General features: G+C 69.7%; 15 protein-coding genes. 6 read left to right on the forward strand and 9 right to left on the reverse strand.

Annotation, left to right across the window (positions count from 1 at the left end; translation table 11 throughout):
* The first annotated feature begins 29 nt into the window (after positions 1-29).
* The 5 genes from BJ972_RS04185 (at position 30) to BJ972_RS04205 (ending at position 5,213) form a co-directional block, all read left to right on the forward strand.
* Positions 30-1,007 (forward strand): NAD-dependent epimerase/dehydratase family protein, encoded by a 978-nt coding sequence (locus tag BJ972_RS04185; protein WP_129174510.1) that lies wholly within the window; start codon positions 30-32, stop codon positions 1,005-1,007.
* Between the two features lie 160 nt (positions 1,008-1,167).
* The gene (locus BJ972_RS04190; RefSeq protein WP_129174512.1) at positions 1,168-1,362 is read left to right on the forward strand and encodes a hypothetical protein; all 195 of its coding nucleotides are present in this window, start codon (positions 1,168-1,170) and stop codon (positions 1,360-1,362) included.
* 36 nt (positions 1,363-1,398) lie between these two features.
* The gene (locus BJ972_RS04195; protein ID WP_129174514.1) at positions 1,399-2,481 is read left to right on the forward strand and encodes an NADH:flavin oxidoreductase/NADH oxidase; all 1,083 of its coding nucleotides are present in this window, start codon (positions 1,399-1,401) and stop codon (positions 2,479-2,481) included.
* A gap of 151 nt (positions 2,482-2,632) precedes the next feature.
* Positions 2,633-4,477: a ribonucleoside triphosphate reductase gene (locus BJ972_RS04200; RefSeq protein ID WP_129174516.1), complete on the forward strand. Its 1,845-nt coding sequence runs from the start codon at positions 2,633-2,635 to the stop codon at positions 4,475-4,477.
* A gap of 1 nt (position 4,478) precedes the next feature.
* The gene (locus tag BJ972_RS04205) at positions 4,479-5,213 is read left to right on the forward strand and encodes an anaerobic ribonucleoside-triphosphate reductase activating protein (RefSeq protein ID WP_241830792.1); all 735 of its coding nucleotides are present in this window, start codon (positions 4,479-4,481) and stop codon (positions 5,211-5,213) included.
* Between the two features lie 42 nt (positions 5,214-5,255).
* Here the strand turns inward: BJ972_RS04205 and BJ972_RS04210 are convergent, their stop codons facing one another.
* Positions 5,256-5,909 carry a CatA-like O-acetyltransferase gene (locus BJ972_RS04210; protein WP_129174520.1) on the reverse strand — a complete coding sequence of 218 codons (654 nt, stop codon included), beginning with the start codon at positions 5,907-5,909 and terminating at the stop codon, positions 5,256-5,258.
* A gap of 80 nt (positions 5,910-5,989) precedes the next feature.
* Between BJ972_RS04210 and BJ972_RS04215 the strand changes: the two genes are divergently transcribed.
* Entirely contained in the window at positions 5,990-6,679 is a 690-nt protein-coding gene (locus BJ972_RS04215; RefSeq protein WP_241830793.1) for a DNA alkylation repair protein, read from the forward strand.
* Here the strand turns inward: BJ972_RS04215 and BJ972_RS04220 are convergent.
* From BJ972_RS04220 to BJ972_RS04255, 8 genes are all read right to left on the reverse strand, one after another.
* Positions 6,676-7,149: an SRPBCC domain-containing protein gene (locus BJ972_RS04220; protein WP_129174524.1), complete on the reverse strand. Its 474-nt coding sequence runs from the start codon at positions 7,147-7,149 to the stop codon at positions 6,676-6,678. The two genes, BJ972_RS04215 and BJ972_RS04220, sit on opposite strands and share 4 nt — an antisense overlap.
* Before the next feature lie 61 nt (positions 7,150-7,210).
* On the reverse strand, positions 7,211-8,008 hold the full coding sequence (locus BJ972_RS04225; RefSeq protein ID WP_129174526.1) for an ABC transporter ATP-binding protein: 798 nt from the start codon (positions 8,006-8,008) through the stop codon (positions 7,211-7,213).
* Positions 8,005-9,054 (reverse strand): FecCD family ABC transporter permease, encoded by a 1,050-nt coding sequence (locus BJ972_RS04230; protein ID WP_241830794.1) that lies wholly within the window; start codon positions 9,052-9,054, stop codon positions 8,005-8,007. The genes BJ972_RS04225 and BJ972_RS04230 overlap by 4 nt, the downstream gene beginning before the upstream one ends.
* Complete coding sequence (locus tag BJ972_RS04235) at positions 9,051-10,076, reverse strand: iron chelate uptake ABC transporter family permease subunit (protein WP_129174528.1); 1,026 nt, start codon at positions 10,074-10,076, stop codon at positions 9,051-9,053. Before BJ972_RS04235 ends, BJ972_RS04230 begins: the two co-directional genes overlap by 4 nt.
* Position 10,077: 1 nt before the next feature.
* Positions 10,078-11,016, reverse strand: coding sequence for an ABC transporter substrate-binding protein (locus BJ972_RS04240; RefSeq protein ID WP_129174530.1), 939 nt, complete (start codon positions 11,014-11,016; stop codon positions 10,078-10,080).
* Between the two features lie 56 nt (positions 11,017-11,072).
* Complete coding sequence (locus tag BJ972_RS04245; protein WP_129174532.1) at positions 11,073-11,915, reverse strand: siderophore-interacting protein; 843 nt, start codon at positions 11,913-11,915, stop codon at positions 11,073-11,075.
* 31 nt (positions 11,916-11,946) lie between these two features.
* On the reverse strand, positions 11,947-13,605 hold the full coding sequence (locus BJ972_RS04250; protein ID WP_129174534.1) for an MFS transporter: 1,659 nt from the start codon (positions 13,603-13,605) through the stop codon (positions 11,947-11,949).
* Complete coding sequence (locus BJ972_RS04255; protein ID WP_129174536.1) at positions 13,602-14,423, reverse strand: alpha/beta fold hydrolase; 822 nt, start codon at positions 14,421-14,423, stop codon at positions 13,602-13,604. Before BJ972_RS04255 ends, BJ972_RS04250 begins: the two co-directional genes overlap by 4 nt.
* Positions 14,424-14,448 lie beyond the last annotated feature (25 nt).

The raw sequence follows: 14,448 nt of genomic DNA on the forward strand, positions 1-14,448 counted from the left end.
AGCGCGCCGACGTCGCTTAGCCTCGACAGATGCGCATCATCGTCATCGGAGCGACCGGTCACATCGGCACGTACCTCATCCCCCGCCTCGTGTCGGCCGGGCACGCCGTCACCGTGGTCAGTCGCGGTTCGAGCGCCCCCTACGGGGCGGATGACGCGTGGAGCCGGATCGACGTCGTCCACGCCGACCGCGAGGCCGAGGACGCCGCCGGAACGTTCGGCCCGCGCATCGCCGCACTCGAACCCGACGCCGTCATCGACCTCATCTGCTTCTCGGAGCAGTCGGCCGCGCATCTGCTCGACTCGCTCGCGGGCCTCGACACTCCCCCGCACCTCCTGCACTGCGGCACGATCTGGACCCACGGGCTGAGCGACGCGCTGCCACTCCGCGAGAACGCCGTCGAGAAGCGCCCCTTCGGCGACTACGGCGTGCAGAAGTACGCCATCGAGCGTCTGCTCCTCGACCAGGACCGTGTGCCCTCGACCGTCATCCACCCCGGCCACATCAGCGGCCCGGGCTGGGACGTCATCAATCCGGTCGGAAACCGCGACCACCGGGTGTGGACGGCCCTCGCCACGGGGTCGGCCCTGCGCGTGCCGGGAGTCGGGGCGGAGGCGATGCACCACGTGCACGCCGACGACGTCGCGCAGCTCTTCGAGCTCGCCGTCACCCAGCCTGAGGCGGCCATCGGGTACGCGTTCCACGCTGTCGCCCGTCAGGCCCTGACCGTGCGCGGCTTCGCCGAGCGGGCGGCCGCCTGGTTCGGCCGCGAGGCGGATCTCGTTCCGGGCTCGTGGGAGGACTTCCGCGCGAGCACCGACGAGGCCTCGGCCAACACGAGCTGGGAGCACCTCGTGCGCAACCACGTCTGCAGCATCGTCGACGGCGTGGAACGTCTCGGCTACTCTCCGCGCTACTCGGCCGACGAGGCCGCACGGCAGTCGGTCGCCTGGATGATCGAGCACGACGGACTCGACGTGGGCGGGGCGACACTGGTCGGTCCGTGACGAATCGGACGAGCCTGTCGGCATGATCGACACCGCAGTCGTCGACTGGCTCCTCGATTCCGACCCGAGTCTCCGCTGGTAGGTCGAGTACCCGTACCGCGCGTGGTACTCGGGGCTCAAGGCGGTCGACTACGTCACCGAAGCAGCCCTCCACGACGGCGTGCGACCCGACCCGCGGGCGCACGAAGCCGTCGAGCTACTGCGCTCCGCGCGCCCGAGCGATGGCCGCTGGATCCAGGAGATCCGCTACGAGGGACGCGTCTGGTTCGACATCGACGTTCCGGCGGGCGAACCGTCGAGATGGGTCACCTTCCTCGCCGAGCGCGCACTCGCGCGCTGGGACGCGCTCGCCTGAGGCCGGAGGCCCTCTCGAGGTGCCTAGGCTGGAGGGATGACGACTTCCCTCTTCGAGCCCATCACTCTGCGCGGTCTCACGCTGCGCAATCGACTGTGGGTCGCCCCGATGTGCCAGTACTCCGTCGAAGCCCACGACGGCGTGGCGACTGACTGGCACCTCGTGCACCTCGGTGCCCTCGCGCGCGGCGGTGCGGGTGTCGTCATGACCGAGGCCACCGCCGTCGTGCCGGAAGGACGTATCAGCCCGGAAGACCTCGGGCTGTGGAACGACGAGCAGCAGCATGCGCTCGCCCGCATCGTCGACTTCATCCACGGGCAGGGAGCCGCCGCCGGCATCCAGCTCGCCCACGCGGGTCGCAAGGGATCGACCTTCCGGCCGTGGGCTCCCGAGCGCGGCAGCGTGCCGATCTCGGAGGGCGGCTGGGAGGCGTTCGGCCCGAGCGCGATCGCCTACCCGGGCTACGCCGTGCCGACCGAGCTCACGACGCAGGGCATCCGCGCCGTCGTCGACGCGTTCGCTGCCTCCGCCCGCCGGGCACGCGACGCGGGCTTCGACGTCATCGAGGTGCACGCCGCACACGGCTACCTCCTTCACGAGTTCCTCTCTCCGCTCAGCAACACACGCACCGACGAGTACGGCGGCTCGCTCGAGAACCGCGCTCGCGCGCTGCTCGAGAGCCTCGATGCCGTGCGCGCGGCCGTCGGCGACGACGTCCCGATCCTCGTCCGGTTCTCGGCGACCGACTGGATCGAGGGCGGATGGACGCTCGAGGAGACGCAGACCGTCGCGCGGTGGGTCGGCGAACACGGCGCCGACGCGATCGACGTGTCGTCGGGCGGGAACGCGCCGACCGATGCGATCCCCGTCGGCCCCGCGTACCAGGTACCGCTCGCGACGGCCATCCGAGGCGCAGCCGACATCCCGACGATCGCCGTCGGACTGATCGACGGCCCGCGTCAGGCCGAGGAGATCGTCGCGAGCGGGCTCGCCGACGTCGTCATGATGGGCCGCGAGCTCCTTCGCGACCCGAACTTCCCGCTCCGGGCTGCGGCCGAGCTCGGCGTCGACGTCGACTACACGCCGGCCCCGTATCTGCGGGCTCCGTTCGGCCGTTAGGGCGCGTTCGAGCGCCGCGGGAGCACCGCCCTCCGAGTATGTCGCGCGACACGCGACACGCAACATCTAGTAGCGCCGTGAAAAATAATCACTACATATAGTGCTTATGCGGCGCCACTCGGTGTCGCTCCACAACCTCGGAGGCACTCCCATGACCACGCCAGCAACGCCATCAGACCGTCGATCGATCGCCGTCGGATCGACGATCGACGAGTACCTCAGTCGAGGCGATTGGCGGGTGAACGCGAACGCCAACCAGGGCTACTCCCTCGGCGGGCTCATGCTCAACACGTCGGGCAAGCTCATCGCGAACTATTGGCTCGACGAGGTCTACGCGCCCGCGGCCGGCGAGGCGCACCGGGCGGGAGACATCCACATCCACGACCTCGACATGTTCGCCGGCTATTGCGCCGGATGGTCGCTCAGGATGCTGCTCGAGCAGGGCTTCAACGGCGCACCCGGCAAGATCTCGTCGACGCCGCCGAAGCACCTGTCGAGCGCCCTCGGGCAGATCGTCAACTTCCTCGGCACGCTGCAGAACGAGTGGGCCGGGGCTCAAGCGTTCAGCTCGTTCGACACGTACCTCGCTCCGTTCGTGCGCCTCGACGGCCTCGAGTACGACGACGTGCTGCAGGCGATGCAGGAGTTCGTCTTCAACCTCAACGTGCCGTCACGCTGGGGCACCCAGACGCCCTTCACGAACCTCACGTTCGACTGGACGTGCCCCGACGACCTCGCCGAACAACGCCCGCTCATCGCGGGCTCGGTGTGCGGCTTCACGTACGGCGATCTCGACGCCGAGCGGGCGATGCTCAACCGTGCGTTCATCGAGGTCATGAGCGCGGGCGACTCCGACGGGCGCGCCTTCACCTTCCCGATCCCCACCTACAACATCACCCCCGACTTCGACTGGGACGGACCGAACGTCGAGGCGCTCTTCGGCATGACCGCAAAGTACGGACTCCCCTACTTCCAGAACTTCGTGAACTCCGACCTCGATCCGCACATGATCCGCTCGATGTGCTGCCGACTGCAGCTCGACCTCACCGAGCTGCTGAAGCGCGGCAACGGCCTGTTCGGCTCGGCCGAACAGACCGGCTCACTCGGAGTCGTGACCGTCAACTGCGCACGGCTCGGGTTCCTGCACTCCGGCGATGAGGCCGGCGTCTTCGCGCGACTCGACGAGCTGCTCGCACTCGCGCGCGACACGCTCGAAGCGAAGCGCGTGCTCATCGACCACCACATCGAGGGCGGGCTCTTCCCGTACACGAAGCGCTACCTGGGTTCGTTGCAGAACCACTTCTCGACGATCGGCGTCAACGGACTCAACGAGTACGTGCGGAACTTCACGCGCGACGCCGACGATGTGACGACCGAGTCCGGTCGAGCCCTCGCCGCGCGACTCCTCGATCACGTGAGAGCGCGCATGGTCGAGTTCCAGGAGTCGACGGGCAACATGTACAACCTCGAGGCGAGTCCCGCCGAGGGGGCGACGTACCGGTTCGCGAAGGAGGACATCGCGAGGTTCGGTGACGCCGGGATCGTGCACGCCGGAACCGACGTGAACCCCTACTACACGAACTCGTCGCAACTGCCCGTCGGTTTCACCGACGACGCCTTCGAGGCGATGGAGCTGCAGGAGGAGCTGCAGCAGAAGTACACGGGCGGCACGGTGCTGCACCTGTACATGGGCGAGGCCGTGGCGTCGGCGACGGCCTGCCGCACGCTCGTGCGCCGGGCGCTCGAACGGTTCCGTCTGCCGTACATCACCGTGACCCCCACCTTCTCGATCTGCCCGAGCCACGGCTACCGCTCGGGCGAACACGTCGCGTGCCCCGACTGCGGCGCCGAATGCGAGGTCTGGACCCGCGTCATGGGTTACTTCCGACCGATCTCCTCGTTCAACATCGGCAAGAAGGGCGAGGCGGCGGAGCGGCTCTACTTCGACCAGCTGAAGGGCGAGGATGCCGCGTCGCTCGCTCTCTCGGGTCGCTGACGTGACCCGGCGTGCGTGCGTCGCGGCCGACCTTCGGATCGCGGGTCTCTCGAAGCTGTCGACGGTCGACTGGCCCGATCGGCTCGCGGCGACCCTCTTCCTGCAGGGATGCCCGTGGGACTGCTTCTACTGCCACAATCCCGCGCTCATCGCGCCGCGCGCCGCCGGGGCTCTGCCGTGGGAGGACGTCGACGCGTTCCTCGCGCGCCGTGTCGGACTGCTCGACGCCGTCGTCTTCTCGGGCGGCGAACCGACGATGCAGGCGGCGCTCCTGCCGGCCCTCCTCGCGACGCGCGAGTACGGGTTCGCCGTGGGGCTGCACTCGGGCGGGGCGTACCCCGCGAACCTCTCTCGCGTGCTCCCCCACGTCGACTGGATCGGGCTCGACATCAAGGCCGAGGCGGTCGACTACGCCGCCGTCACGGGCCGCCCGGGAAGCGCCGAGAACGCGTGGCGATCGCTCAAGCTCGTCCTCGGGGCCGTCGCCGCTCGAGCGTCGTCGGAGAGACCGCTGCGGTACGAGGTGCGGACGACGGTGCACGCGAGTGCGTTCGACGAGGCGGGGCTCGCTCGACTGGGGCATCGGCTCGCCGATGCCGGGGTCACGCGCTGGGCGGTGCAGCGGTTCCGCGAGACGGGCGCACGATCGCCGTTGCCTCGGGTGGCACCGCGCTCCGGCGTCGTCGAGCTGTCGGGTCTCCCGAGGGAGCGCTTCGACTCGTTCACCATCCGGTGACGAGCGGAGCCGCGAGGGCCCCTCTCGCGAGCCGTCGTCTCGTCAGGAGGACGTGACCCAGGTCGGTTCGGCGACGAGCTGCTGCAGCTCGGAGACGAAGCGGCTCGCGTGGAAGCCGTCGGCGGCCGCGTGGTGGATCTGGAACGCGAGCGGGAGGACGACCCGCCCGTCGCGCTCGACGTACCGACCGAGGGTGATGATCGGAGCGAGATGGTCCCAGCCGTTCCGGATCGCGAGCGTGAAGCCCGTGAAGGAGACCCACGGCAGGCTCGACACGTCGAACATGTTCGGCGGAGCCCCGAGCGGGAAGAGCTCGGTCGCGCGGGCGTGCTCGGCGAGGAGCGGTGCGGCGACGTCGTGGAATGCGGCGAACTCGTCGTCGTAGGGAGCCCACACGCACGCGAACGTCTCGCGCTCGGCGTTGAAGACCGTGAACGCGGGGTGCACGACGGGCCACACCGAGGGGCGGCCCTCGTCGTCGAGCGTCATCCGGAACTCGTCGTGCCGATTGATGATCGTCGCGATCGCCCAGATCTGCGCGACGTAGGTCTTCCGCCCGACACGCGCGAGTTCGGCGACGAACTCCGTGACATCGATCTCGACGGTCAGGGCATATGTGCACGGCGAGGCGCGATAGTGCTCGAAGAGTTCGCGGCGGGGCCAGGAGTCGAGGTCGATCGGTCGGGGCTCGGTCATCGTCCCAGTGTTCCAGGTGCGCCCCGCCCCGACGACCCGGCGTACCCTGGCAGCAGTTCACCGAGCGAGAGGACCGTATCGTGGCGACGCGCACCGCACCCGAGACGACCGTCGACGAGGTACTGGCCGAGCTCGGCGCCCTCGAGGACCCGAAGATCCGGGCGGTCAACGAGCGACACGGCGACGACCACGGGGTGAACCTCACGCAGCTGCGGGCCGTCGCCAAGCGCGTCGGCATGCAGCCCGATCTGGCCCGCGAACTGTGGGCCACGGGCGACTCCGCCGCACGCCTGGTCGCGATCCTGACGAGCCGACCGAGATCATACTCGGCACCCGAACTCGACGAGATGCTGCGCGAGGCGCGCGTGCCGAAGGTGCACGACTGGCTGCTGAACTACCTCGTCCAGAAGGGCCCTCATGCCGATGAACTACGGGCGGCCTGGTTCGCCGACCCCGACCCGATCGTCGCGAGCGCGGGCTGGTCGTTGACCGCGAAACACGTCGCCGCCGCGCCGGACGACATCGACGCCGACGGTCTTCTCGACATCATCGAGCGCGAGATGAAGGACGCGCCCGCCCGCCTGCAGTGGTCGATGAACGAGGTGCTCGCGGCCGTCGGCATCCACCGCTCCGACCTCCGCGCGCGTGCCATCGCGATCGGCGAACGCCTCGAAGTGCTCAAGGACTACCCCACGGCGCCGAACTGCACATCGCCCTATGCTCCGCTCTGGATCGCCGAGATCGTGCGGCGGCGCGAGGGCTCGAGCTAGCGCGCGTCGCCCTCGGCGAGTGCTGCCAGGGCATCAGTGACGGCGCCCCAGCCCTCGAAGAACCCGAGCTCTTCGTGGTGAGCGCGAGCCGCCGCATCGCCATGCCTCACGACGACGCGATAGTCGGTGCCGTCGGCGTGCTCGCCGACGATGATCTCGGCGCTCATCGCGACGGGTTGCGGTGTTGCGGGGTGCCACGAACTCGTGAGCGCGTTCGTGAAGACGAGTCGCTCCCCCGGCTCCACGACGAGGAACACACCGTCGGTGTGCGGCACGAAGTCGACGCCGTCCTCCGACATCCGGGTCACGAAGGCTCCTCCGGGGCGCACGTCGAGGCGATCGACGACCGAGATCGTGGGTGCGGGCGTCCACCATGAGGCGAGCAGGGCAGGATCGGTCCACGCGTCCCAGACGCGCGAGCGCGGGGCGCGGATGACGCGCTGGAGGGTGAGGTCGAGGTCGGGGTTCATGCGCGGGCTCCTGACTGTCGCCGCCCAGTGTCGCACGAGTCCCGGGCGTCCGCACCTGGTGCTACCGCGACCGTCGATCGAGTGGCACGACGAGCGGAGTACCGGTGACGGGGTCGGGGATCACGACGTTGGCGAGACCGAAGACCTCGTCGACGAGGGACGAGGTCACGGTGTCGGCCGGGGTGCCCTGCGCGACGATGCGTCCCTCGCGCATGGCGATCACGTGGGTCGCATAGCGCGCCGCATGGTTCAGGTCGTGCAGCACCGCGACGATGGTGCGCCCCTCGCGATGCAGATCGTCGAGGAGGTCGAGCACCTCCATCTGGTGGGTGACGTCGAGATAGGTCGTGGGTTCGTCCAGGAGCACGAGCGGCGTCTGCTGCGCCAGGACCATGGCGATCCAGACACGCTGCCGCTGCCCGCCCGAGAGCTCGTCGACCCGACGGGTCGAGAGGTCGGCGACGCCCGTCTTCGTGAGCGCATCCGCGACGGCTGCCTCGTCGGCCGGCGACCACGATCGCAGCAGTCGCTGGTGCGCGTACCGCCCTCTCGCGACGAGTTCGGAGACGGTGATGCCCTCGGGGGCGACGGCGGTCTGCGGGAGCAGTCCGATACGACGGGCGATCGCCCGGGTGGGTGTGCGCGCGATGTCGGCGCCGTCGAGCACCACCGCGCCGTCCTTCGGCGCGAGCAGGCCGGAGAGAGCGCGCAGCAGCGTCGACTTGCCGCACGCGTTCGGACCGATGATGACGGTGAACGAGCCGGGCTCGACGACGACGTCGAGATGCTCGCTGACGACACGGCCGTCGTACGCGAGAGAGACGTCACGGGCGCGCAGGTCGACGGGGTCGTGGCTCACGGTGCTCTCCTGATCTCGCGTGCGAGGAGCCACACGAGGTAGGCCCCACCGCAGACGACGGTGACGACGCCCACCGGAACGGTGAGCGGGATGACGTGCTGCGCGATGATGTCGGCGGCGAGCAGCAGGGCGCCTCCGACGAACAGGGTGGGAACGAGCGGGATGTCCGCTGTTCCCGTGAGCCTGCGGGTGATCTGCGGTGCGGCGAGGGAGACGAAGGCGATGGGCCCCGCGATCGACGTCACGACGCTCACGAGCGCGACGGCGATGACGAGCACTCCGATGCGACTCCGGCGGACGAGCACACCCGTCGATCGAGCGACGTCGTCACCGAGGCCGAGCTGCTGCAGCGGACGCGTGACGAGCGGCAGGAGTGCGAGGATCACGACGAGGAGCGCGATGGCGGGCCACGCGGTCGTCGCGCTCACCGAGTTCAGACTGCCCGCGCCCCACGCGGCGGCGAAGAGCGCGGTCTCGAGTTCGGCACGCAGCAGCAGCCACGTGTTGAACGCGGCGAGCATCGCCGAGACGCCGATTCCGATGACGATGAAGCGGAACCCCTGCAGGCCGTCGTGGGCCGAGAGCAGCACGATGACGAGCGCGGCGACGAGCCCGCCGAGAAGCGACCCGGTCACGAGCAGGGGCCATGAACCGCCGAGCACGATGAGGGCGATGAGCATTCCCGTGAACGATCCGTTGGCGAGCCCGATGATGTCGGGACTCGCGAGCGGGTTGCGGGTGATCGTCTGGAAGAGCGCGCCGGCGACGGCGAGTGCCGCGCCGAAGACGATCGCGGCGGCGGCGCGTGGCAGCCGCCACTCGAGCACGACCGTCCGCGGCAACCCGTCGGTCGTCCCGATGAGTGCTCCGACGACGTCGGACGGCGCGAGGGGGAAGTCGCCGAGCGCCAGCGCGAGCACGAGCAGCACGGCCGTGATCGCGCACGCGACGACGGCGACGATGAGCGAACGGACGCGCACGACGACGTGCGCACGACGACCGCCGAGCACGAGGCGCCGGTGCGCGAACCGCACGGTGCCCGTCACAGTCCCGTCGCCTTCCGCCGCCGCACGAGAGCGATGAGCACCGGCGCACCGATGAAGGCCGTGACGATTCCCGCCGGCATCTCGCTCGGTGCGATCGCGACGCGCCCGACGATGTCGGCGACGAGCACGAGGATGGGGCCGAGCACGAGGCTCCCCGCGAGGATGCGGCGTTGATCGGTGCCGAGGGTCCATCGCGCGATGTGCGGCACCATGAGACCCACGAACGCGATCGGCCCCGCGAGGGCGGTCGCGCCGCCGGCGAGGAGCGTCGTGCCGGTGACGACGATGAGGTCGGAGCGGCGTACGTCGACACCGTGCGATCGGGCGACGTCCGCCCCGAGGGCGAGCGAGTTGAGCGCGGGAGCCGCCAGGAGGGCGAGCACGAGTCCGACGAGGATGACGGGCAGGATCGGCAGGATGACGTCGAAGCCGCGACCCAGGAGGCTGCCGGCGTTCCAGCCGCGGAGGCGATCGAACGCGTCGGGGTGTGTGAGGGCGATGCCCGTCGTCGCACCCGCGAACACCGCGCCGAGCGCGACTCCCGCGAGGGTCAGCCGGATCGGGTCCGTGCCGGACCGAGCACTCGATCCGATGAGCGAGACCGCGATCGTGAGGGCGAACGCGCCGATGCACGCGAGCCACACGTAGGCGCCCGGGTCCACGATGCCGAGGAACGCGATGCCGACCGCGACGAAGAACGCGGCACCGGCGTTGACGCCGAGGATTCCCGTGTCGGCGAGAGGATTGCGGGTGAACGCCTGGATCAGACATCCCGCCGCGGCGAGGGCCGCCCCCACGATGATCGCGGCCACCGTGCGCGGAACCCGCTGACCCCACACGATGTAGTCGACCTCGGCGCCGCCGTGCCCGAGGAGCGACGCGATGACGTCGCCGGGCGGGATGGGATTCGATCCAACGAGGAGCGAGAGGATGACGGTCAGGGCGAGGAGCGCCCCTCCCGCGCACCACGCTGCGACGGCAGCGCGGTGACGCGGGCGGGACGGCGCCTCGAGAGAACCCACGTCAGCGCGTGGAGAGGATGCGCTCGAGGTCGTCGAGCACGGTCATGCCGCCGAGCGGGCCGACACCGGTGATCCAGAAGGACTGGTCGACGAGGTGGACGTCGGGGAAGACGGCGGCGTTGTCGCTGATGGCGGCGGGCAGAGTGGTGGGGTCGTCGACGTCGGTCGTCGTGACGAGCACGAGGTCGGCGCTCGCGTCGACGACGTTCTCGGGCGAGACGTCGAGGGAGATGTCCTCCCACGCGCGCTCGGGAGTGGTGAACCCGGCGCACTCGAGGGTGCTCCCCGCAAACGACGTGGGGCCGTACAGGGTGAGGATGCCATCACGCGGACGGATGAGCTGCGCCGTCGAGCCCTCCGTGCCGAACTCCTCGGCGATCTCGTCGCACCGCTCCTCGTAGGCGGAGAGCAGTTCGCTCGCTCCGTCGGGATCTCCGAGCGCGTCGGCGACGAAGGCGACGTTCTCCTGCCACGGGTCGGACTGGGTCGCCATGAAGACGGTCGGCGCGACCGCGCTCAGCTGGTCGTAGAGGGCGGAGTGACGCGACTCCGTGCCGAGGATGAGGTCGGGCGCGAGAGCGGCGATGCGCTCGACGCTCGGCTCGGCGACCGTTCCGACCATCTCGATGTCGGCAGCGTCGTCGCCGAGGTAGGCGGGCACTCCTGCCGTCTCGTTGAGCACGGCCGCACCCACGGGAGTCGCACCGAGAGCGACGGCGGTATCGAGCTGCACGGGCTCGAGCACCACGATGCGCTGCGGGCTCGTCGGGATCTCGGTCTCACCGTGAGCGTGCGTGAACACGCGTGTCTCACTGGCGGAGGATGCCGTCGTCGGGGCGGTGTCGGCCTCGGGAGCGGCGGTCGAACAGGCCGTGAGAGCGACGGCGCCGACGAGCGCGAGGGAACTGAGAACGGTACGGGCGAGAGCGCGACGAGGCATACGACTCCTGATCGAGGGGGACGCCGCCGGATGACGGCACAAGAGGTTAGCCTAGCCTAAGCAAGGCCGGCCCTCTCGCGGTCGTGCCAATAGCCCTGCACGTGGATGCGGTCGGAATCGATCCCCGAACGCGCGAGGACGTCGCGGATCTCGGCGACGCGAGCACTCTCGGTCGCGCACCACGCGTAGAAGTCCGCTCCCGCCGCGGCAGCCGTCGAACCGTGCGTCGCCGCCCACTCCGTCACGTGCTCGAGGAGAGCCTCTCCCCCGCGTCGGTCACCGCGCTCGACCACGACGGCCTGCGGCGACCACCGCGTCACGAGCTCGGCATCGTCGGCATGACCCGTCTCGATCGCGACATCCGTTCGCGCATCGCCAGCGAGCGATCGCACGATGCCGGCGATCGCGGGGAACGCCGTCTCATCGCCCGCGATGAGGACGTGGCGGGCGGCTCCCGGCGCCCACTGCACACCGTGCGTGCCCTGCTCGAGGCGCCGATCGGGCGCGGAGAGCAGCAGTTCGTCGCCGACGGCGGCTCGGAGCGCCCAGGCGCTTCCGGGGCCGGGCCGCGCGTGGACGTAGAAGTCGATGTCGAGCTCTCGCGACTCAGGTCTCGCCTCACCGATCGTGTAGCTGCGCATCGCGGGTCGCTCGGACAGAGGCACGCTCCGCCACCGCGACCGCCAGTCGCTCTCGGCGAGGAACGCGTGCCGGAGCTCGTCGGGATACCGGCCCTGCGGGAGCAGCAGCTTGATGCGCTGATCGAGGCCCCGCGGCACGAGCTCGGCGAGATCGTCGCCGCGGAGCGTCACACGGACGAACCCGGTCGACACCCGCCGCACGGTCGCGACGAACGCTCTGAACAGGACGTTCGGCGAGTCGGAGAACGAGCGAGACATACCCGACCGATCGTAGCGAAGCCGGCGGCGCTCAGTCGCGGTCGACCGCCACGAGATGCTCGATGACCGGGTCGGCCGAGGCGAATGCGCGCACCGCCTCGAGCACCTCGGCGTCGTAGCCCGTCGTACGACTCTCGTGCTGACGCAGATGCTCGCTCCACGATCCGACGGTGAACGCCTCGACCATGGTCCCGGGCTGCTCGCGCGAGTCGTAGAGATGCCAGGCTCGCGCCCCCGTGCGGCGCCGCGAGTGCTCGACGTACTGCATCGCGTCGACGAAGCGGGCCCGGTCGGCGGAAGCGACCGCGTAGCGCACGATGACGAGCGTCGCCCCGTCGGACTCGCTCTCCCTCGCGGGTGTGCGGGTCGAGGCCTCATCGCCGGGAAGCACGAGCGCGACGGGAGGCACATCGGTCAACGGCAGCGGCACGACATCGCGCTTCTTGTCGACGGTCGATCCGAACGGCCAGACGAGCTGAAGGGCAGCGACCACGACGACCACGATGCCTGTGCCGACCATCGTCGCGGCGACGCCGAGGATGCCGCTCAGCACACCCGACACCGCAGCGCCGAGCGCCGTCCCGCCGTAGAACACGAGTTGATAGACCGACAGGCCACGCGTCCGCACCCACACCGGCAGGAACGACTGCACGGTGCCGTTGAGCGACGCGATGACACCGATCCACGCGGTGCCGATGACGACGAGGATCGGCAGCGTCACGGCGAGAGTCGTCGAGAACGCGATGACGGCGATACCGACGCCGTAGACCGCACTCGACACCATCACGAGTCCGCCGACGCCGATCTTCGCCCGAAGGGGTGGCAGCACGAATGCGCCGCAGACCGATCCGAGCCCGACGGCGGCGAGGAGGAGCCCGTATCCGCTCGCCGCGAGTCCGAGCTGACCGTTCGCGAGCACCGGTAGGAGCGCCCATAGGGCGTTGGCGGGGATCATGAAGAGCAACAGCTGCACGTACATCCGTCGCACGATCGCGCTGTGTCCGACGTACCGCAGCCCCGCCCGCGACGCCGCGATGAAGGGTTCGCGGCTCGTGGGCGGAGCGGTGTACCCGCGCCAGAGCACCAGAACGAGCAGGAAGAAGAGGAAGCTCGCGACGTTGACGGCGAAGACGAACGGGATGCCGAGTTGAGCGATGAGGACACCGGCGACGGCCGGCCCGATGGCCCGGGCGACGTTCACACCGATCGACGACAGTGACGCGGCGTTCGCGATGAGCGGCGTCGGGACGATCTCGGGGACGATCGCCTGATACGCGGGCAGTTGTACGGCCGTGGCCGCGCCGAGGGCGAAGGTGAGTGCGAGCAGGAGCGCAGGAGTCATGAGGTCCGCCGCCGTGAGAACGACGAGGACGAGGCTGATAGCGGCCTGCGCCGCCTGCACGCCGATGAGCAGTCGGCGGCGATTCATGAACTCGCCGAGCACACCGGCGGGGATGCCGAACAGCAGCACGGGCGCCGCGGCGGCCGTCGAGACGAGAGCGATGACGGCGGGCGACGCGTTCTGCTCGACGAGGAACCACTGGGCGCCGACGGACTGCATCCAGCTGCCGATGCTGCTGACGAGACCCGCGATCCACAGCCAGCGGAACACCGTGACGCGGAGAGGCGCGAGAGCGCCGGGCGGTGTCCCGCCCGGCGCTCCGGCGTTCGTCGTCGACGCTCGGATCACTTCGCGATGAACGCGAGGATGTCGGCGTCGAGTGCGACCTGGTAGTCGCCGTAGATTCCGTGCGGGGCTCCCGGATACACCGTGAGGGTTCCGTCGGAGACGAGGTCGATCGCCTTCCGGCCCGATGCGCCGATCGGCACGATCTGGTCGTCGTCACCCTGCGCGATGAGGATCGGGACGTCGAGCGCCTTCAGGTCCTCGGTGAAGTCGGTCTCGGAGAAGGCCGCGATGCAGTCGTAGGCCGCCGCGAGGTTGACGTTCATACCCTGGCGCCAGAAGTCGCGCTTCGCGCCTTCCGAGACGTTCGATCCCTCGCGGTTCGCACCGAAGAACGACTCGGTCAGGTCGATGTAGAACTGCGAGGCGTCTTTCAGCACACCCGCGCGGATGCCGTCGAAGACCTCGATCGGCAGCCCCTCGGGGTTCGACTCGGTCTTGACCATCTGCGGCGGCACGGCTCCGGCGGTAATGACCTTCACCACTCGACCCGCGCCGTGCTGCGCGGCGTACCGGACGACCTCCCCGCCGCCCGTCGAGTGGCCGATGATGACGAGGTTCGTCAGGTCGAGGTGCTCGACGAGTTCGGCGAGGTCACGGGCGTAGGTGTCCATGTCGTTGCCCGTGTACGTCTTCGCCGAGCGGCCGTGGCCGCGTCGGTCGTGCGCGATCGCGCGGTAGCCGTTGTCGGCGAGCAGCTTGATCTCGACCTGCCATGCGTCGGAGGACAGCGGCCAGCCGTGACTGAGGAGCACCGGCTGACCCTCGCCCTGATCGGTGTAGTAGATCTCGGTTCCATCGGACGTCGTGAAGTAGGGCATCGTCTTCTCTTTCGTGTGGGAGGGG

Origin of the sequence: Agromyces atrinae (assembly GCF_013407835.1) — a bacterium.
GTDB classification, from domain to species: Bacteria; Actinomycetota; Actinomycetes; order Actinomycetales; family Microbacteriaceae; genus Agromyces; species Agromyces atrinae.

Bases quoted from the DNA above. Each gene is read 5' to 3' on its own strand.
- BJ972_RS04185 (WP_129174510.1), top strand. From the start codon at position 30: ATGCGCATCATCGTCATCGGAGCGACCGGTCACATCGGCACGTACCTC.
- BJ972_RS04195 (WP_129174514.1), top strand. From the start codon at position 1,399: ATGACGACTTCCCTCTTCGAGCCCATCACTCTGCGCGGTCTCACGCTG.
- BJ972_RS04200 (WP_129174516.1), top strand. From the start codon at position 2,633: ATGACCACGCCAGCAACGCCATCAGACCGTCGATCGATCGCCGTCGGA.
- BJ972_RS04210 (WP_129174520.1), bottom strand. From the start codon at position 5,909: ATGACCGAGCCCCGACCGATCGACCTCGACTCCTGGCCCCGCCGCGAA.
- BJ972_RS04220 (WP_129174524.1), bottom strand. From the start codon at position 7,149: ATGAACCCCGACCTCGACCTCACCCTCCAGCGCGTCATCCGCGCCCCG.
- BJ972_RS04240 (WP_129174530.1), bottom strand. From the start codon at position 11,016: ATGCCTCGTCGCGCTCTCGCCCGTACCGTTCTCAGTTCCCTCGCGCTC.
- BJ972_RS04245 (WP_129174532.1), bottom strand. From the start codon at position 11,915: ATGTCTCGCTCGTTCTCCGACTCGCCGAACGTCCTGTTCAGAGCGTTC.
- BJ972_RS04255 (WP_129174536.1), bottom strand. From the start codon at position 14,423: ATGCCCTACTTCACGACGTCCGATGGAACCGAGATCTACTACACCGAT.